This is a genomic window from Oerskovia flava (genome assembly GCF_026163685.1).
GTDB classification, from domain to species: Bacteria; Actinomycetota; Actinomycetes; order Actinomycetales; family Cellulomonadaceae; genus Oerskovia_A; species Oerskovia_A flava.
The window spans coordinates 198,979-217,858 of the sequence record NZ_JAOXSR010000007.1 but is presented as its reverse complement, the minus strand read 5'-3'; the positions used below and the strand labels follow the sequence as shown (position 1 = coordinate 217,858).

Here is an 18,880-nt window from a genome sequence, read left to right as displayed (position 1 = left end):
GGGTCGCCGGGTCAGGTGCCGGGTCGGTCGTCCGGCGCGGCGACCCGGTGCCGACGGCGCAGCCACCAGGTCAGCAGGACGCTGAGCACCAGCAGCGCGGCGACGACCGCCGCCATGCCGCCGGCGCCGAGCCGGTCCACACCGCCCGCCAGCCAGCGCTGGGTGCCCTCCGCCGCCCCGATGACCGGGTCGTCCGGCGCGCCGCCGCGCAGCACCCGGATCTCGTACCAGCCGTAGTACGCGACGTACACGCCGGCGACGACCAGCAGACCACCGCCCAGCCGGGGCACGATCCGGCCGACCTGCCGCAGCCACGTCACCACCGCCGTCTGGGCGAGCGCCACCGCCAGAGAGACGGCGACGATCACCAGCCCCATGCCCAGCGCGTACGCGCCGAACACGGCGAGACCACCGGCGACCGACTCCGCCCGGAAGCTCGCCACCACCGTGGCCAGGAACGGCGCGACGGTGCAGCTGAGCGACGCGGTGGCGTAGGCGACACCGAACAGGGCCATGGACGACGCCGACCGGGTCAGCGTCGGCCTCGTGACACCGGCGATCCGCAGACCGGGAAGCTCCCGCCCGGCCAGCAGCCACACCCCCAGCCCGACCAGCAGCACACCGAGGACCACCGTGAACCAGGGGAGGTACCGCTGGACCGCGCCGACGCCGGAGACAAGAGTGAGCAGCAGCCCGAACAGCCCGAACACCGCGACGAACCCGGCGGTCATCGCCAGGGCGAAGGCGAGCGCTCGCCGGACCGCGACCGCCCGGCTCGGCGAGTCCTTGCCCATCACCAGCATCGTCGCGTAGGCCGGGAGCAGCGCGAAGCCGCACGGGTTCACCACGGCGACCATCCCGGCCACCAGCGCCAGCCCCAGCGGCAACCCGTCCACGTCTCAGCCGACCAGGTCGGCTAGCCGGTCGGACAGCTCCTCAGGCTCCAGGTAGCCGGAGTCGGTGACGACGCCGTCCGCGTCGACGACGGCGAACGTGCTCTGCGCGGTGATCCCGAAGTGCCGCCACACCACACCCTTCTCGTCGTTCAGGTGGGTGAGGCTCCCGGTGCCGGTCATCTCGACGAAGTCCCCCATCGCCGCGAGCCCGTCCAGGCCCGCGACACCGACGACGCTCACCGCGTCGCCGTACTCCTCGGCCAGGTCGAGCACCTGCGGGGACTGGGAGACGCACGTCGGGCACCACGGCGCCCAGAACCAGAACACGACCGGCCTGCCGGTCAGGTCCGACGCGGCGAAGTCCTCGCCGTCGAGCGTCTCCGCGGTGAACGTGAGCGCCGAGTCCGCCGACCCTGCCGGCTCGGCGTCCGGCTCGGCGTCCGGCTCGGCGTCCGGCTCTGGGGTCTCCGGCTCGGCGACGTCCTGCTCGGCGGTGACCACGTCGTCCGCAGGTCGCGGGTCCTCGGCGCTCGCACAACCGGCCAGCAGCAGCACCGCCGCTGTGGCGACGGTCAACGTCCCTCGGCCTCGCCTCATCACGTCGACTCCTCGTCGTCGAGAACCTCGCACCGGGCATGTGTCCGCGGCGCCTCGCCTCCCACCACTCTACGAGCCGCGTGAACCTGGCGGACGTGCCGCGCGAGCTCCCTAGCCGGCGACCTCCGCCGCCTCCATCCAGGCGGCCTCGAGCTCGTCCTTCTCGACGGCGAGCTTGCGCAGGTCCGCCGCGAGCGCCGTGACGGCCTCGTGGTCGGTCGCCTTCTGCGCCATCGAGTCGTGCAGCCGGGCCTCGAGCTCGGCGATCTTGGTCAACCGTCGCTCGATCCGACCGATCTCCTTCTTCGCAGCCCGCAGCTCGGCGCTCGTGGGTGCTGCGGACTCGCCTGCTGCCGGCCCGGGCGCCGCACCGTCCGCCGCGACCGCGGGCTCCCCGGCGGCCGAGGCGCCGTCCCGCACGGCCGCGCGGCGCAGCTCGAGGTACTGCTCGACGCCGCCGGGCAGGTCCCGGATGGTGCCGTCACCGAGGAGCGCGACCTCCCGGTCGCAGACCCGTTCCAGCAGGTAGCGGTCGTGGGAGACGACGACGAGCGTGCCCGGCCAGCCGTCGAGGAGGTCCTCGAAGGCGGCCAGGGTGTCGGTGTCGAGGTCGTTCGTGGGCTCGTCGAGGAGCAGGACGTTCGGCTCCGCCACGAGCAGCCGCAGGAGCTGCAGGCGCCGCCGCTCGCCGCCGGAGAGGTCACGCACGAGCGTCTGCGAGCGCTCCCGGGTGAAGCCGAGCCGCTCGACGAGCTGGGACGCGGTGAGCTCCTTGCCGCCGACCGAGACAGTGCGCTTCTCCTGCTCGATGAGCTCGACGACCCGCAGTCCGCCCACGTCGTCGAGCTCGCCGACGTCCTGCGTGAGCTCGGCGACGTGGATGGTCTTGCCACGCTTGACCCGGCCCTCGTCGGGCTGGCGGCGGCCGGCGAGCAGGGCGAGGAGCGTCGTCTTGCCCGCGCCGTTGACCCCGACCACGCCGTAGCGGTCCCCCGGGCCGAGGCGCCACGTGACGTCGTCGAGGAGGGTGCGTCCCGGCTCGGCGCCGCGCGGCGGGACCCGCACGGTGACGTCCTCGAGGTCGAGCACGTCCTTGCCGAGGCGCTTGGTGGCCATCTGCGTCAGCTCGAGCGGGTCGCGCGGTGCGGGCTCGTCGGCGATGAGGGCCGCGGCGGCGTCGAGCCGGAACTTCGGCTTCGAGGTGCGGGCCGGTGCCCCGCGGCGCAGCCAGGCGAGCTCCTTGCGCAGCAGGTTGTTGCGCTTCTCCGCGCTGACGGCCGCGGTGCGGGCCCGCTCGGCGCGCGCCAGGACGTAGGCCGCGTACCCGCCCTCGTAGCCCTCGATCTCGCCCGATCCGTCCCCGCGGACCTCCCACATGCGCGAGCACACCGCGTCGAGGAACCACCGGTCGTGGGTCACGACGACGAGCGCACCCCGGGCGTTCGGCCGCCCGAAGCGCTCCTGCAGGTGCTCGGCCAGCCAGGCCACCCCCTCGACGTCGAGGTGGTTGGTGGGCTCGTCGAGGAACAGCACGTCGTGGTCGGCGACGAGCAGGGCCGCGAGCGCCACCCGGCGCCGCTGCCCGCCCGAGAGGGTCGTGGCCGGGGCGTCGAGGTCGAGGTCGGCGAGGAGCCCCGCGTGCACGGCACGGGTGCTCGCGTCCGACGCCCAGGTGTGCTCCGCGGACTGCCCGTGGACGAGGTCGCGGATCGACTGGCCCTCGCCCGCCTCGTCCCGCTGGTCGAGCATGCCGATCCGCAGCCCACCCACCCGGGTGACCCGGCCGCCGTCGGGCGTCTGGCTCCCCGCGAGGAGTCGCAGGAGGGTCGACTTGCCCGCGCCGTTGGGGCCGACGACGCCGACGCGGTCACCGTCGTCCAGACCGAGAGCGATGCCGTCGAAGAGCGTGCGCGTGCCGACGACGAGCGAGACGCCGTCCGCGCCGAGGAGATGAGCCACCGTACGAGGGTAGTCGCCCCGGACCGCTCGTCGGTCGCGCCGTCAGCCCTTGAGCCCGGAGTGCGCGAGGCCCTGGACGAACTGTCGCTGGGCCACGAGGAACACCGCGAGCACGGGCAGGACCGTGAGCGTGGTCGCGGCGAGCTGGACGTTCCACATGGGTCCGCCGTACGCGTCGACGTACTGCGTGAGCGCCTGCGGGAGCGTGAAGTTCTCCCGGCTGGACAGGTAGACGATCGGTTCGAGGTAGAGGTTCCAGGACTTGAGGAAGGTGAAGATCGCGACGGCCGCGATCGCGGGCCGGGCGAGCGGGAACGCGATCCGCCAGAAGATCCCCCAGCGCCCCAGCCCGTCCATGCGCCCGGCCTCCTCGAGCTCGCCCGGCAGGCCGAGGAAGAACTGCCGCATGATGAACGTCGCGAGCACGCTCGGTGCGCCGAAGATCGGGATGACGACGAGCGGCCAGTGGGTGTCGATGAGCCCGAGCGAGTTGACCATGCGGAACAGCGGCACGATCGTCACCTCGGACGGGACGAGCAGGCCCACGAGGACGAGGACGAACAGCGCGTTCGCCCCGGGGAACCGGATGCGCGCGAACGCGTAGCCGGCGAGCGCCGACACCAGGATGGTCCCGGCGGTGACCAGCACCGCGACGTAGAGGCTGTTCCAGTACTGCTGGGCGAAGGGTTGCAGGTCGAAGACCTCGCCGTAGGCGGCGAACGACGGGTCCTGGGGCCACAGGGTCGGCACCGACCGCAGGATCTCGCTCATCGGCTTGAGGCTCGAGGTCACCATCCACCACGTCGGGAAGACGAACGGGATGCTCAGGACGACCAGGAGCGCGACCAGCCCCGCACGGCCCCAGCGGCGTCGGAGCCGCGCGGAGGAGTCGGCGCGTGCCCGCGCGTCAACCTGCCGGTCCGGCCGTCGCCCGCCCGCCGCTCCTGCCCGCACGCCGTCCTGCCGGGGGGCGGGGGTGGGGGCGCTCATCACGTCAGACTTCATGGAAGACCCATCTCTTGCGCGTCTGCCACTGGACCAGTGTCAGGACGAGGACGATGACGAACAGCAGGACGGAGATCGAGCTCGCGTAGCCGAAGTCGTTGAACCGGAACGCCTGCTGGTAGAGGTAGTAGACGAGGACGGTGGTCGAGTTCCCCGGCCCACCCCCCGTGAGGACCGCGATCTGCGCGAAGACCTCGAGCGAGCCCACGATCGTGAGGATCGACACGAGCAGGATCGTCGGGCTGATGAGCGGCAGCGTCATCGAGCGGAACCGGCGCCACGCCGACGCGCCGTCGATGCGGGCGGCCTCCTGGATCTCCACGGGGACCGCCTGCAGCGCCGCGAGGAACAGGATCATGTTGAGTCCGACGTTCTTGAAGACCTGCACGACGATCACCGAGAGCATCGCGGTGGCCTCCCCGCGCAACCAGTTCGGCCCGTCGATCCCGACCGTCGCGAGGAACCCGTTGATCCCGCCGTCCGCCTGCAGGAGGAAGCTCCAGACGATCGTCCACGCGACCAGGGACACGACCACCGGCGAGAAGAAGAACGTGCGGAACGTCGTCGTCCCGGGCAGCTTCTGGTTGAGCAGGACCGCGAGGACCAGCGCGAGGGAGATGTTGAGCGCGACGAGCCCGACGGAGAACCACAGGCTGGCGACGAGGGAGTCGCGCAGCCCGGGGTCGGCGAGCATCCGCTCGTAGTTGTCGGCGCCGGCGAACGTGAACGTGTTCGCGAGGACGTTCCACTCGTGCAGCGAGTACCAGAAGACCGCGACGAGCGGGGCGACGACGAAGGCGAGGGCGCCGAGGACCTGCGGCGCCACCATGGTGTACCCGACGAGCCAGTCGCGCCGCGTCGCCGCAGAGCGTCGGGGACGCCGTCGCCGTCCCGTCTGCTCCGCGGCGGCGACGGCGACCGCGGAGGCGCTGGTGACCACGGTCAGTCCGCCAGGAGCGGATCGATCGCCCCGCAGACGTCGCCGAGCACCGCCTCGACGTCGGCGTCGGCGGTCCACAGCGCGTCCAGCTCGGCGCGGACGGTGTCCTGGAGCCGGGCGAAGTTCTGGTGCGCGGGCTTCGTCACGGCGCCCTGGACGCCCTCGACGACGACGGCCTGCAGCTGCTCCTCGCTGAGCAGCGGGTTCGCGGCCGCGAGCGTCGCCGACGTCAGGAGGGACTCGCGCGGCGGCGGGAAGTACGCCGCGAGCGTCTCGGCGTTCTCCGGGTTGGTGAACCAGGCGAGGAAGTCCGCCGCGATCTGCGGGGTGTCGGCGTTCGCGAAGACCCCGATGCCCGCCTGCCCGATGACGTTCTGCTGGCCCGCGGGCCCGGCCGGGAGCGGGACGACGTCCCACGCGAACGACCCGTCGAGCGACGACGCGCGGCTGATCTGGGTGATGGTCATGGCCGCGTCGCCCGCGAAGAAGTCGGCCGTGGTCCCGGGGCCGGGCATCGCGCCGTCGACGAACGTGGCGTCGTGGATCCACGTCAGCGCCTCGACCATCTCCGGGTCGGTGAAGGTGCACTGCGTGCCGTCCTCGCTCCACGGCGCGGCGCCCCACCCCTCCCAGACCGTCGAGAGGTTCTCCCAGACCTGGTACTCGAAGTCGCGGACCACCAGGCCCTGCCCGCCGGACTCGGCGGCGGCCGCCGTGGCGACGTCCCGCGCCTCGTCGTACGTCCACTCCCCGGACGCCACGAGCTCCGCCGGGTCCGCAGCACCGGCGGCGGCGACCTGGTCGGTGTTGACGAAGACCGCGAACGGGCTGTTGGAGAACGGGTACGCGAAGAGCGCGTCGTCCTCGCCCCACAGGGCGAGCGAGCTGTCGAGCAGGTCGTCGTACGCGTACTCCTCGGTGGCCTGGAGCGTGGGGGCGAGGTCGACGAGCGCCCCGCTGGAGACGAACTCCGGGGCGTAGGACTCGAGGATCCAGCCGAGGTCCGGGGCGTTGCCGCCCGCGAGCTGGGTCGTCAGCGACGTCGTGTAGTCCTCGAACGGGACGGTCTCGAACGTCACGCCCGAGACGAGCTCGGGGTTCGCCTCGACGTACGCGTCGGCGATCTCCTGGAACTGGGCGAGCTGGGTCTCGTCCGCGGTCCAGACGGTCATCCGCAGCTCGACCGGGTCGTCGGGGGTCTCGGGCTCACCGGCCGGGGTGTCGGAGCCGGTGCCGCACGCGGCCAGGGACAAGGACAGGACGGCGGCGGCCCCGGTGACGAGGACCGGGGACCGGCGAGGGGTGTGGAGGGACATCAGTGCTCCTTCGGACTGAGACGGACAGGTGAGGTGGGGTGGGGCACGTCAGTAGGGGTGGGCGCCGGCCGGCCAGCGCAGCTCGACGCCCGCGGCGGTGAGCTCGGCCTGCAGCTCGGCGAGCAGGTCGGCCTTGGACTGCACCTCGTGCGGTCGCAGGCCACGGTCCGTGCAGAACGCCGCGAGGTGACCGGCGGCCTCGCCGATGTTCCACTCGACGGGGTGCAGGCGGTAGCAGCCGTTCGTGACGTGGGTCGTGCCGATGTTCTTGTTCGCCGCGAGCAGGTTCGTCACCCGCTGCGGGATCAGCGCACCCAGCGGGATCTCGAACGGGGTCGACGCGACGTCGATGTACGTGTCGCCGCCGGTCGACGGGTGCAGGTCGATGCGGTACATCCCCACACCCACGCTGTCGTCGTACCGCGTCGCGCCGCGGTCGCCCCGCACCGCGTACGAGACGTCGTTCTCGGTGACGGTCGTCAGCGCGCGCAGCCGGCGGGACTCGCGGTGGTACGGCGCCTGGGCCAGGCCGTCGGCGCTGCCCATGACATCGGGGCGCAGCCGCAGACCGGGATAACCGGTGCCGCCGTCAGGCCGGGGCGCCTCGGTCTGCATCCAGTACAGCATCGACAGGCTGAGCTGCCGGGCGTCCGCGACCCGGGCGTCGACGACGTCCTGGGGCACGTCGAGCACCGGGTCGAGGAAGTAGTCGATGCTCGGCCAGTTCACCAGGCACAGGTCGCTCGCGTAGTGCCCCGGCGCGAAGAGGTCGCGGGCGGCGATCCGGCGGAACGTCCACAGGTTGCCGTCGCCGGGGTTCTTCGACTGGTCCGCGTCGACCGCCAGCGGGTCGTCCCCCGGGTTCGGCGTGAAGGTGCGCACGTCCATCGCGAGCGTGCGCGGGTTCGGCGCCTGCCACGAGAGCATCGGCGCGCCGTTCCATGCCGCCGGGCGGTAGGAGCGCCAGAAGTCGTAGCGCTCCGGCCGGTCGATCGTCCGGTCGCCGTCGACGTGCTCGACCGCGAAGCACACGCTCAGGGCCTGCACGTTGCCCGGCTGCGCCTCGTCCGGTGCGCTGGGCTCCCCCGTCTCGGCCGACGACTCGAACCCGGTGACGTACTCCGTCCCCGTCAGCGGCAGGAGCTCACCGGTCTCGGTCGCGTCGACGACGTACCCGGCGATCACGCGCGTCCGTGCGCCGTCGAGCAGCGAGGTGAGCGTCACCGAGGTGACCCGGTCGCCGTCCGTGGTGGCCGACGTCGGACGCACCCGCTCCAGGAGCGAGATCCGGCCGGCGGACCGCCACGGGGCGAGCATCTCCTCGAGCACACCGACCGCGACCCGCGGCTCGTGGCACAGCTTCGACACCCAGCCCGCGCCGGGGTTGAGCCCGGCCCACCCGCGCGCGGCGTCCGTCAGCGGGTACGAGCGACGGTAGGTGTCCCGGATGCCGTCGCGCAGCCGCCGGTAGCTCGCGGTCACACCGAAGCTCTCGACCCACGGGTGCTCGTCGGGCGGGACGGCCTGCGACGTGAGCTGGCCACCGATCCACGGGAACTCCTCGGTGAGGACGACGCGCGCCCCCCGCTCGGCCGCCGCGAGCGCCGCGGCGACGCCGCCCAGCCCGGCTCCGACGACGAGGACGTCGGCGGTGATCTCGCCGGTGCTGGCAGTGCTGGCGGTGCTGGGAGTGGGGTTGCTCACGTGCTGGTCCGATCTCTTGGTGGTGCTGGCCTGTGGTTGGGGTGCGTCAAGGGCGACGCGTCAGGTGGCGCGGCGCGTCAGGTGGACGCGGGGCCGACGGTCGCGCCCTCGACGTCGGTGCAGTCGAGGAGCTGGTGCAGCTCGGACGGGGCCGGCCCGTCCGAGGCGACGAGTCGCGAGAGCAGGAGCAGCGCCCTGGCCCCCATCTCCTCGCGCGGGATGGTGAAGCCGGACCACTTCGTGGCGCCGGGCCGACGGTGGTGCGGCTGCCCGAGGAGCAGGACGGAGACGTCGTCGGGGACGCCGACGCCGCGGTCGCCGAGCGCCGCGACCAGGGCGTCGGGATCGTGCTCCGGGGCGACGAGCACCGCGCTGAGCCGCAGGTCGAGGATCTCCGCGGCGCACTGGTCGGGGTCCTCGGCCTCGACGAAGCGCGGCACGAGCCCTCGCGCCTTGAGAGCCGCCCGGTAGCCGTCGACACGGTCGAGCGTGGGTTGGTCCGTGCCGCGGGGGCCGACGTACCCGATCCGCTCGTGGCCCCCCTCGCAGAGCCGGGCGACGGCACGGGTCGTGGCGGCGGCGTAGTCGGCGCCGACGTACGGCAGCCGGCCGCCGTCGCTGCCGCGCCGGCCGATGAAGACGAACGGGTAGTTGGTGTCGAGCAGATGCTGCAGCTCGCCCCGGTCCTCGTGCTGGCCGAGGAGGAGGCAGCCGTCGGCGATGCCCAGCCGCTGCCAGCCGTCGCGGGTCAGGCGGCGCCGGCCGTCCTCGACCCGGGCGCTGGTGAAGAGCAGGATGTCGATGCCGAGCGTCTCGGCCGCGTGCTCGATGCCCACGAGGAACGGGCCGTAGAAGTCGCGCCCACCGCGGGGGAACGTCGCCTCGTAGGTGAAGACCCCGAGGATCTGGTTGCGCCCGCCGGCGAGCCGCTGCGCGACGGGGTTCGCCGAGTACCCGGTGATCCTGATCGCGTCGAGGACACGCAGGCGCGTCTCCTCGCTGATCCGGACCCCGGCCGGCGTCGAGTCGTTGAGGACGAACGAGACGGTCGCCTGGCTCACGCCCGCCATGGCGGCGACGTCGGCCTGGGTGATGCGGTGCCTCGGCATGGATCCTCCTCGATCGCGTCATCGGTGACGTGGAAGGAGTCTCGCGAGAGGTGCAGGACGAGGTCAATCAGATAATGCGCATTATTAACGGCCGACGGCCGCCCGATCGGTTGATCGGACGGCCGCCTGCCGCGCAGGTCAGTCGCAGTCGAGCCCCGCGTACGGCACCTCGAGCGGGACCGGTGCCGGGTCGTGGGCCCCGCCCGGCGTGGCCATGACCGTCGCCGACCCGGCGCCCACCGACGCCGCCCGGGCGCCGAAGGCCTGGTACACGCTCGCCCCCGGCGCGACGTCGTGCACCGTGCGCTCCCCGTACGCCGTCGCCAGGCGCACCGCCACCGGTCCGTCGGAGACGTTGCGGGCGCTCACGGCCACGTAGGCGCGGCCCGCGAGGCAGCGCACCTGCGACGTCGCCTCGACCGCCGGCTCACCCGTCGCGCACTCCGCCGCCTCGGCCTCGCTGGGAGTCCAGCGGAACCAGTCGAACGACGCCGTGATCTCCGGCGCGCCCGTCGTCCCCCGCATCGCGGAGAGCCCGACGCCGGTCGGGGCGAGCGTGGCGAGCGGCACCGGGCGCCCGATCTCCCGGAAGTCGACGCCGTCGATCGACGCGAAGGAGCGCACCTGCTCGCCGTCGCTCGCCAGGCGCACCCACACCGTCGTCGCGGTGCCCGCCGGCACCACGCGCGAGTCCTGGGACGCGTTGCGGTCGACACCGGCGTTGCGCCACAGGTACGAGAAGCGCAGACCGCCCTGGCCGACGTTGAAGTCGATCTTGGCGTAGCTCGAGTCGTTCCGGTACAGCAGGATCCCGGCCTGCTGGTACGCCTGCGTCGGCTCGATCTCGAGCTGTGTCGTGACCTCCCACGCGCCGTCGGGCACGGGCTGGAGCGGGAACGCGGCCCCCGCGACACCGCTCGCGTAGGTGGGGATCGTCAGCGTGCCGTCCGCGACCTCGTGGCGGGACGTCTCCGCCCGGACGAGCGCCCAGGGCGCACCGAGCTCGTCCCCGTCGAACTCGTCGGACGCGGCCCCACGGCACTGCTCGCGCAGCGGGTCCGGGTCCGGCGCGGGCTGCGGCGGGCGCACCGCGTCCAGGTCGCGCTTCGCCCAGGCGATCACGCCCGTCAGACGCGCCCCGGACTCGTAGAAGAGGTAGGTGTCCGCGCCGTCGGTCACGATCTGCGGCGCGGCGACGCGCCCGGTGTCCTCCCCCGTCCCCGACGACCGGTGCAGGGTCCACACCGGGCCGAGGTCCGTGAGCGTCGGGTCGACCGTGCGGGCGTGGATGATGCCGGTGGAGCCGTGGTAGACGACGTAGAGCTGCCCCTGCCACTCCCACAGGTCCGCACCGGAGACGTTCTGCCCCTCGTCCCAGCCGGGCACCACGAGCGGGTCCGCCCGCACGTCCCAGTCGCGGCCGTCGACGGACTCGGCGACCTTGATGCGCCGGATGTCGTCCGTCCGGTTCTGCATGTAGAACATCGCGTACCGGTAGGCGGAGTCCGGGTCCGGGTGGTCGAACACGCGCGCGTACGACGTCTCCGTCGTGCCGGGCCCGCCGTCGGCGTTGGTCACCGCCACGCCGCCGTACTCGAAGGTCACCCCGTCGGCGGACGTCGCGTAGCGGGTCGTGGAGTTGTTGCCGTGGAAGTAGAGGAACAGGCGTCCCTCGTCGGCGTTCCAGAAGGCGTCCGGGGAGGAGACGTGCGGCACGGGGCCGTAGTGCGGCGGCCAGTCGTTGCTGATGAGCGGGTTCTGCGCGTACTCGGTCCACGGGCCCTCGAGGGAGTCCGCGTACAGGAGCATGATGCCGCCCGGGTCGTCGTGCGGGGCGAGGTAGAGGTACCACTCGCCGAGCGGGTCCTCGAGGTGGGCACCCGCGTGGAACACGCTCGGGAAGATGAACTCGTCCGTCGGGTTGTAGATCATCTCGTCGGGCTCGGTGATGACGCCTCGGTAGTCGAACACCGGGAGGTCCGACTCCGACGGCGCTGGGGCGGCAGGCGGCGCCGTGGTGGCTGCGGCGGACGCGGGCTGCGGGGCCTGGGGCACGGCGCCCGCCGGGGCGAGGGTCGTCGAGGCGACCAGGAGGGCGCCGACGGCCACGGCCCGGGTTCTTCGCCGTGCCACCGCCCGGAGACGGTGCGCACGAGCGCGGGAGCGGGGATGGGGACGCGGGTTCGTCACGAGGACCTCCGTCGGTTCCTGCCGGCGGCTTCCTCGCGCGCCGGCCACCGGGGGCACGCCCCGGCTCCGTCGCAGTCTGTGAACGGGCGTGCACGGGCGTCAACACGATGATGCGCATTATTAACGGCGGCCGGCCGACGACCGGCCGGGGAGACGTTCGTTAGAGTCGCACCGCACCGTGCACCCCGACCACCCGGAGGAACCTGTCGTGCCGTTCTTCGACCTCGGCCCCGACCAGCTCGCCGCCTACGCCCCGCAGGTGGCCGAGCCCGCGGACTTCGACGAGTTCTGGTCCCGCACCCTCGCCGAGTCGCGCGCCCACGGGGGCGCCGCGCAGGTCGAGCGGGTGACCACCGGGCTGCGGCTGGTCGACGTCGACGACGTCACCTTCCCGGGCTTCGCGGGACAGCCGGTCAAGGCGTGGCTCGTCCGCCCCGCGGGCGCGACCGAGCTGCTGCCCGCGGTCGTCGAGTTCGTCGGGTACGGCGGCGGGCGAGGGCTCGCGCACGAGCACCTCACGTGGGCGAACGCCGGGTTCGCGCACCTCCTCGTGGACACGCGCGGCCAGGGCAGCCGCTGGGGAACCGGCGGCGACACCCCCGACCCGGGCGGGTCCGGCCCGGCCGCCCCCGGGTTCCTCACGCGCGGGATCGACGACCCGCACGAGCACTACTACCGGCGCGTCTTCACCGACGGCGTGCGCGCCGTCGACGCCGTGCGCACCGTCGACGGGATCGACCCGGCACGGGTCGCCGTCACCGGCACGAGCCAGGGCGGCGGGATCGCGCTCGCCGTCGCCGGCCTGGTCCCCGACCTGCTCGCCGTGATGCCGGACGTCCCGTTCCTCAGTCACTTCCGCCGGGCCGTGGAGACCACCGGCGACATGCCGTACGGGGAGATCACGCAGTACCTCGCGGTCCACCGCGATCAGGCCGAGAGGGTGTTCCGGACCTTGTCCTACCTGGACGGCGTGAACTTCGCCGTCCGCGCGAACGCCCCGGCGCTGTTCTCCGTCGCCCTCATGGACACCGTCTGCCCGCCCTCGACCGTGTACGCGTCGTTCAACCGGTACACGTCCGGCGCGCAGGGCGGCCGGGAGATGGACAGTGACATCGACCGGTCCGTCGACAAGGAGATCGACGTGTACCCGTACAACCAGCACGAGGGCGGGCAGGGCTACCGGTTCGTGCGCCAGCTCGACTGGCTGCGTGCGCACGGCGCCTGAGCGCGTACCACCTCAGTGCTGGACGACCCGCGCCCCGGGCGTCGGGCCGGTCGCGCAGTAGACCGCGTCCGCGACGTCCGCCGCCGTCCACGACGCCGCGATCGCCAGCGCGTGCTGACGGCTGCGGGCGAGCGCCGCGATCGTCGGGCCCGAGCCGGACACGATGACGCCCAGCGCGCCCGAGTCGCGCGCGACGGACATGGTCCGGGCGAGGTCGGGCATCATCTCGAGCGTCGCGCGCTGCAGATCGTTGTGCAGGGCACGCCCCAGCCCGACGGCGTCCCCGGCCCGCAGGGCCTGCATGAGCTCGGTGTCGTCCGCGAGCTCGACGTCCGGGGTCCCGCCGACGACGTCGTCGAACACCCGGAAGACCTCGACGGTGGGCAGCCCCTCGTCGCGGACGGCGAAGACCCAGTGGAACTCTCCCCGGGCCATGGCCGGCGTCAGCAGGTGACCGCGTCCCGTGCCGACGGCGGTGTGGCCCACGAGACCGAACGGGACGTCCGCACCCAGCCCTGCCGCGAGGTCCATGAGCTCTGCCCGGCCCACGCCCGTCTCCCAGAGCGCGTCGCAGGCGAGCAGCGCGGCGGCGCCGTCGGCCGAGCCGCCGGCCATCCCCCCGGCCACCGGGACTCCCTTGACGATGTCCAGGTGCACGTCGGGCGCCACCCCCGCGTACCGGGCCAAGGCCTCGGCCGCCTGCCACACGATGTTCGACGAGTCGGTGGGGACTCGCTCGGCGTGGGTCCCGGTCACCGACACGGAGATCCCGGAGCCGTCCGGGACCTGCTGCGCGTGTACCTCCTCGACGAGGCTCACGGCCTGGAAGATCGTCACCAGCGGGTGGTAGCCGTCGTCCTGGCGCGCACCCACCCGCAGCGAGAGGTTGACCTTCCCTGGCGCACGGACCCGCACCGACACGGGTGGCGCGGCGGCGAGGTGCGGGGTCACGCGTCCACTGTGCCAGGTCCACCGGACCCGGCGCGCGACGAGGCGGACGTGCCCCGCGGGCCGTCAGGAACGGCATCGACTGCCGGCACGGTCGCCAGCGCCTCGGCGATCCGGGCGAAGTCGGCGATCTCGAGCCGCTCCCCGCGAGCCTCGGGATCGACCCCGGCATGCTCGAGCACCGCCCGCGCGCGGGCGGGCGAGCCCGCGAGCTGCGCGAGGGCCGACCGCAGCATCTTGCGCCGCTGGGCGAACGCGGCATCCACCACCGCGAACACCTGCGAGCGGGTCGCCGTGGTCGGTGGCGGGTCCCGACGCTCGAGCGCCACCAGGGCCGAGTCGACGTTCGGCACCGGCCAGAACACGCTGCGCCCGACCGTGCCGGCACGGCGCGCCGACGCGTACCAGGCCGCCTTGACCGACGGGACGCCGTAGGTGCGGTTGCCGGGCGGCGCCGCGAGCCGGTCCGCGACCTCGGCCTGCACCATGACGAGCACCCGCTCGAGCGAGTCGAACCGCTCGAGGAACGTGAGCAGCACGGGCACCGCGACGTTGTAGGGCAGGTTCGCCACGAGCGCGGTGGGTGGCGGTCCGGGCAGCTCGGTGACATCGAGCGCGTCCGCACCGACGACCGTCAGGCGCGCGGCGTCGTCGGGCAGGTGCCGGGCCACGGTACGACCGAGCTCCGCGGCGAGCACCGGGTCGATCTCCACGGCGACGACGCTCGCCCCGGCGTCGAGCAGCCCGAGCGTCAGCGAGCCGAGACCCGGCCCGACCTCGACGACCTGGTCCCCCGGCCCGATGCCGGCGGTGCGCACGATCTTGCGCACCGTGCCGCCGTCGTGCACGAAGTTCTGCCCGAGGGTCTTCGTGGGCCGGACACCGAGACGCCCTGCCAGGTCGCGGATCTCCGCAGGACCGAGCAGGGCGTTCGGGGTGTCGTTCATGGACGTGAGCCTACCGGCGGCGGGCGCACCCGCCGGAACGTCCGGTCAACGCAGGCCGAGTTTGCTCGAGCAGTGCGGCCACTGGCCCCAGCCCGACGCTGCCTGCAGCTTCTTGGCGAGACGCGTCTGCTCGGCGGCCGACGCGTCGGACGGCAGGCCGGTACCACCCATGGCCTGCCACGTCGGCAGCGAGAACTGGTACATGCCGTAGTAGCCGTTGCCGGTGTTCGTGGACGGGTTGCCGCCCGACTCGCACTGCGCGAGGGCCGCCCAGACGTCACCGCTCGCGGCCGCGCCCGAGGACCCCGACGAGACGTCGGCGTCGGACGAACCGCTCGAGCCCGACGAGGACGAACCGCTGGACGAGGAGCCGGAGCTGCTCGACCCGGACGAGCTCGCGGCAGGGGCGGGGGCCGGCTCAGGCTCGGGCTCGGGGCGCTCCTTGGTGCCCTCGACGAGGACACGGTCGACCGGGGGCGACGTCACGCCCTTCGAGAGGGTCTCGCGGGACTCCTCCTCGCCGTCGACGAGGGTGACGCTGAAGACCGTCGTGTGCACGCCCTTCTTGCCCTCCTCCTCGACCACGGTGGGGAGGTCCTCGTAACGGTTCGCGTCGGACTTCGTGACCGTCTCGAAGTCGATCTTCTTGGTCTTCTTCTGCTCCTCGACCACGACCCGCTGGACGACGAGCGAGACCGCCGGGGTCTCCTCCTCGTCGCGCGCGACGTGAATCCGGTCGAGCTCTTCGAGCACGACGCCCTGCTGGTCGAGGATCGCGTCGATGCCGATCGAGCCGTCCGGCGCGACCTCGGCCTCGCCGTCGGCGACGACGTTGACGGGTCCGTCGGTGTTCAGGCGCAGGCCGAGCGACGGACGCCCGTCGGTGGCCGAGCGGGACGCCACGAGGCGGACGTCGCCGCCGCGCGACGAGAGGTCGGCGAGGGCCTCGTCCGCGTCGAGCGCGGTGAGCCAGATGTCGTCCTGCTTACCGTCGGTCTCGACGGTGACCTGGCGCCCGTAGCGCACGACGACCTCGCTGCCGTTCTGCAGCGGCGCGTCGACGGCGGGTGCGACGACGTCACGCTCGCCCGTGCGCACCTCCTGCTCGTCGAGGAAGCCCTCGACGGAACCAGCGAAGGTGGTCACGGTGGTGATCTGGCCGTCGATGTCGAGCTGGACGGTCTTGCGCGCGTTGCCGTACGCGACGGCACCCGTGGCGAGGAGTGCGACCGCGGTGGCGCCGGCGATCAGGGGCCAGCGACGACGGCGGGAAGTGGTGGGGCCCGGCTCTGCGGCGTCCGGGGGGACGGCGGCCTGGGCGGGGTCGTGCAGCTGCAGGGGCATGGTCTCGGCGCTCGGCTGAGCGTCGGCCGCTCTCGCGGTCCGGCGGAAGGGGTTCGTCACTCGGGTCCAGTCGTCGAAGTACCCGGGCACGGGGTCCGACGGCGCAGGTGCGCCTCAACGATGTCGCCGCGAAGGGCTGCGACGCGACCACCCGAGGGAGGTCACCGCTGGTCTCGAACTGCCGATCCGGCTGCTCTCGCCCCTCCGTTGCACCGTCGGACGACGGTCCTGCGGGTGGGCGTGCCGCGAGTCCGGAGGACCACGCGACAATCGACCGTAACCGATTCGTTATCTCCCGCCAACCCCGGACGGCGTTCGGACGCGTCCGAACGCACGTTCTGTCCGGGTATCCAGGCGAATGTCACCCGCTCGTCGTTCCACCCGTCAGTACCAGCCGACCTCCCGCGAGTGACCCCATGCGCCGCACGGCGACCCGTAGCGCCCCTCGATGTACCCGAGACCCCACGTGATCTGCGTCGCCGGGTTGGTCCGCCAGTCCGCGCCAGCCGACGCCATCTTGGTACCAGGCAGCGACTGCGGGATCCCGTAGGCACCGCTCGACGGGTTCTCCGCGTTGACGCGCCAGTTGCTCTCCTTGGTCCACAGGTTGTCGAGGCACACGAACTGGTCGTCGCCCCACCCCCGCTGCGCCGCCAGCGAACGGCCCAACGCTCGCGCCGAGCCCGGGTCGACGGACACGCTCGACGGGTTGAACGTCCCGATGCGGATCACCTCGTCGCGCGGTTCGCGTGTGACGACCCGTGCCACGACCTCGCGCGAGACCTCCGCGCCCTCCAGCGTCCGGACGGCGTAGGTCGTCACGGCCTCGCCCGCCAGCCCGGAGGTCTCCACGACCCGGTGCCCGCGCGGGAGGCTCGGATCCTCGATCTCCTGGCTGTCGAACGGCAGCACCTCGGTCACCTTGTCCGACGCGGTCGACGCCCGGCTGACGAGCACGAGCATCCCGTCGACGGCGGCCGCGTCCAGCGGTGCCGACGTGTCGTCGCCCTCGCCCAGGACGATGCCCGCGTGCGACAGCACGCCGCGGACGACCGGCTCGGCCGTCGTGATCGGCATGACCGCGCCGTCGACCGCGACGTGCACGGTCTTGAGCGTCGAGACCCGCAGCTCGCCCCGCCCGAGCACCTCGGAGCGTGACGCGGAGGTCACCGCGCCCTCCGCGCGCGGGCCCAGCGCGGTGAGGAGCTCCCCGACGGTGCGCGCCGTCGTCGTGATCGTCTGCACCTGACCGTCGATCTCGAGCGTCACGTCGCGGCTCGTGCGCACGACGATCGTCGACCCGTTGCGCGCCGCCTCGCTCGCGGCCGGCTCGACGAGGTCGGCAGGGTCGACCGAGATGTCGCGGTAGTCGAGGACCTCGCCGACGGTCCGGCCGTAGGCGCTCACCGACCGGACCTCGCCGTCGACGTCGATCACCAGCGACTTGTGCATCGTCGCGAACGCGCTGGTCGCCCCGACGATGCTCGCCACGACGACGCCCTGCGCGACGAGCCGCGTCACGCGCCGACGCATCGTCCCGTCGGGAGCGAGCACGGATCACCTACCTGTTCGTCAGCCTGTCGGGCGCCGGTACGCCCCTCGCGGGAGACCCCGCGACGTGGGGGCGAGAGCCCGGCACGACCGTAGCCGAATCGGGACGATCCGGAAAGGCCACACCGGCGAGAACGCGGGCCTACCAGGGTCCGTAGACGTCCTCGGACGACACGGACACCTGGCGGCACACCTCGTGCAGCGGCGTGCCGGTCACCTCGGCGACGGTCCGCACGGTCAGCGGCAGCAGGTACGGCGCGTTCGGGCGGCCGCGGTGCGGGTGGGGGGTGAGGTAGGGCGCGTCGGTCTCGACGAGCACCTGGGACAGCGGCACGGTGGCGAGCGCCGCGCGCAGGTGGTCGTTGGCTCGGAACGTGAGCGGCCCGGCGAACGAGAGGTACCAGCCCTGCTCGGCGCAGTACCGCGCCATCTCGACGTCGCCGGAGTAGCAGTGGAAGACCGTGCGCTCGGGGGCGCCGTCGGTGCGCAGCACCTCGAGGACCTCGGCGTGGGCGTCGCGGTCGTGGATCTGCAGCGGCAGCCCCAGCTCCTTCGCGAGGGCCACGTGGGCCCGGAACGAGGCGCGCTGTACGTCAGCGCCTGCCGGTCCTGTACGGAACAGGTCCATGCCGGTCTCGCCGATCGCGCGGATGCGGTCGTTGGCCCGGGCGAGGTCCGCGATCTCCGCGACCGCGGCGTCGAGCCCGATCGCGTGGCGGGCCTGCGGGGACGGGACGAGGCCGTCGGGGCCGACCTCGGTGACGCCCCCGTGCAGCGTCGCCTCGTTCGGGTGGATCGCCACGGCCCCGACGAGCGCGGGGTGCTCACGGACCAGCTCGGCGGTCAGGCGGGCCGACGGCAGGTCGCAGCCCACCTGCACCATCCGGTCCACCCCGACGGCCGCGGCGCGCCGCACGTGCTCGTCGACGCTCGGGACGGGCTCGCCGTCGGGCAGGACGTCGGCCACCGACTCGAGGTGCGTGTGGTTGTCGACGACCGGCAGCGGCAGCGGCTCGGGGTCGGCCGGCCATCCGCGGTCACGGCTCTTGGCCAACGGACCCTCTCCTCTCCTGCGCGAGGTAGAACCCCGGCTCGCGAGATAGAACCCTGGTCGCGCACTGGGGTTCTACCTCGCGCACTGGAGTTCTA

15 protein-coding genes are annotated in these 18,880 nt (G+C 73.0%); 1 reads left to right on the top strand and 14 read right to left on the bottom strand.

Going from position 1 to position 18,880, the window contains the following annotated elements:
• Positions 1-11: 11 nt before the first annotated feature.
• The 9 genes from OHL10_RS13080 to OHL10_RS13040 form a co-directional block, all read right to left on the bottom strand.
• On the bottom strand, positions 12-896 hold the full coding sequence (locus tag OHL10_RS13080) for a cytochrome c biogenesis CcdA family protein (protein WP_265522655.1): 885 nt from the start codon (positions 894-896) through the stop codon (positions 12-14).
• Positions 897-899: 3 nt separating this feature from the next.
• A complete protein-coding gene (locus OHL10_RS13075) occupies positions 900-1,493 on the bottom strand; it encodes a redoxin family protein (RefSeq protein ID WP_265522654.1) in 594 nt (197 codons plus the stop codon).
• 111 nt (positions 1,494-1,604) lie between these two features.
• Positions 1,605-3,452 carry an ABC-F family ATP-binding cassette domain-containing protein gene (locus tag OHL10_RS13070; RefSeq protein WP_265522653.1) on the bottom strand — a complete coding sequence of 616 codons (1,848 nt, stop codon included), beginning with the start codon at positions 3,450-3,452 and terminating at the stop codon, positions 1,605-1,607.
• A gap of 42 nt (positions 3,453-3,494) precedes the next feature.
• The gene (locus tag OHL10_RS13065; protein ID WP_265522652.1) at positions 3,495-4,442 is read right to left on the bottom strand and encodes a carbohydrate ABC transporter permease; all 948 of its coding nucleotides are present in this window, start codon (positions 4,440-4,442) and stop codon (positions 3,495-3,497) included.
• Between the two features lie 4 nt (positions 4,443-4,446).
• Positions 4,447-5,397 carry a carbohydrate ABC transporter permease gene (locus tag OHL10_RS13060; protein WP_265522651.1) on the bottom strand — a complete coding sequence of 317 codons (951 nt, stop codon included), beginning with the start codon at positions 5,395-5,397 and terminating at the stop codon, positions 4,447-4,449.
• A gap of 2 nt (positions 5,398-5,399) precedes the next feature.
• Positions 5,400-6,713, bottom strand: coding sequence for an ABC transporter substrate-binding protein (locus tag OHL10_RS13055; RefSeq protein WP_265522650.1), 1,314 nt, complete (start codon positions 6,711-6,713; stop codon positions 5,400-5,402).
• A gap of 48 nt (positions 6,714-6,761) precedes the next feature.
• On the bottom strand, positions 6,762-8,417 hold the full coding sequence (locus OHL10_RS13050) for an FAD-dependent oxidoreductase (protein ID WP_265522649.1): 1,656 nt from the start codon (positions 8,415-8,417) through the stop codon (positions 6,762-6,764).
• A gap of 77 nt (positions 8,418-8,494) precedes the next feature.
• Positions 8,495-9,526 carry a LacI family DNA-binding transcriptional regulator gene (locus OHL10_RS13045; protein WP_265522648.1) on the bottom strand — a complete coding sequence of 344 codons (1,032 nt, stop codon included), beginning with the start codon at positions 9,524-9,526 and terminating at the stop codon, positions 8,495-8,497.
• Between the two features lie 138 nt (positions 9,527-9,664).
• Positions 9,665-11,635: a beta-xylosidase family glycoside hydrolase gene (locus tag OHL10_RS13040; RefSeq protein ID WP_265522647.1), complete on the bottom strand. Its 1,971-nt coding sequence runs from the start codon at positions 11,633-11,635 to the stop codon at positions 9,665-9,667.
• A gap of 289 nt (positions 11,636-11,924) precedes the next feature.
• On the opposite strand from OHL10_RS13040, the gene OHL10_RS13035 reads away from it, so the two are divergent.
• Positions 11,925-12,941: an acetylxylan esterase gene (locus tag OHL10_RS13035; RefSeq protein ID WP_265522646.1), complete on the top strand. Its 1,017-nt coding sequence runs from the start codon at positions 11,925-11,927 to the stop codon at positions 12,939-12,941.
• A 12-nt stretch (positions 12,942-12,953) separates the two neighbouring features.
• On the opposite strand, the gene OHL10_RS13030 is transcribed toward OHL10_RS13035, so the two are convergent.
• The 5 genes from OHL10_RS13030 to OHL10_RS13010 form a co-directional block, all read right to left on the bottom strand.
• Positions 12,954-13,892 carry a 4-(cytidine 5'-diphospho)-2-C-methyl-D-erythritol kinase gene (locus OHL10_RS13030; RefSeq protein ID WP_265522645.1) on the bottom strand — a complete coding sequence of 313 codons (939 nt, stop codon included), beginning with the start codon at positions 13,890-13,892 and terminating at the stop codon, positions 12,954-12,956.
• The gene (gene rsmA / locus OHL10_RS13025) at positions 13,889-14,836 is read right to left on the bottom strand and encodes a 16S rRNA (adenine(1518)-N(6)/adenine(1519)-N(6))-dimethyltransferase RsmA (RefSeq protein WP_265522644.1); all 948 of its coding nucleotides are present in this window, start codon (positions 14,834-14,836) and stop codon (positions 13,889-13,891) included. Before rsmA ends, OHL10_RS13030 begins: the two co-directional genes overlap by 4 nt.
• 45 nt (positions 14,837-14,881) lie before the next feature.
• Positions 14,882-16,240, bottom strand: coding sequence for a resuscitation-promoting factor (locus OHL10_RS13020; protein ID WP_265522643.1), 1,359 nt, complete (start codon positions 16,238-16,240; stop codon positions 14,882-14,884).
• A 324-nt stretch (positions 16,241-16,564) separates the two neighbouring features.
• The gene (locus OHL10_RS13015; RefSeq protein ID WP_265522642.1) at positions 16,565-17,734 is read right to left on the bottom strand and encodes a resuscitation-promoting factor; all 1,170 of its coding nucleotides are present in this window, start codon (positions 17,732-17,734) and stop codon (positions 16,565-16,567) included.
• Between the two features lie 139 nt (positions 17,735-17,873).
• Complete coding sequence (locus OHL10_RS13010; protein WP_265522641.1) at positions 17,874-18,785, bottom strand: TatD family hydrolase; 912 nt, start codon at positions 18,783-18,785, stop codon at positions 17,874-17,876.
• Between the last annotated feature and the right edge of the window lie 95 nt (positions 18,786-18,880).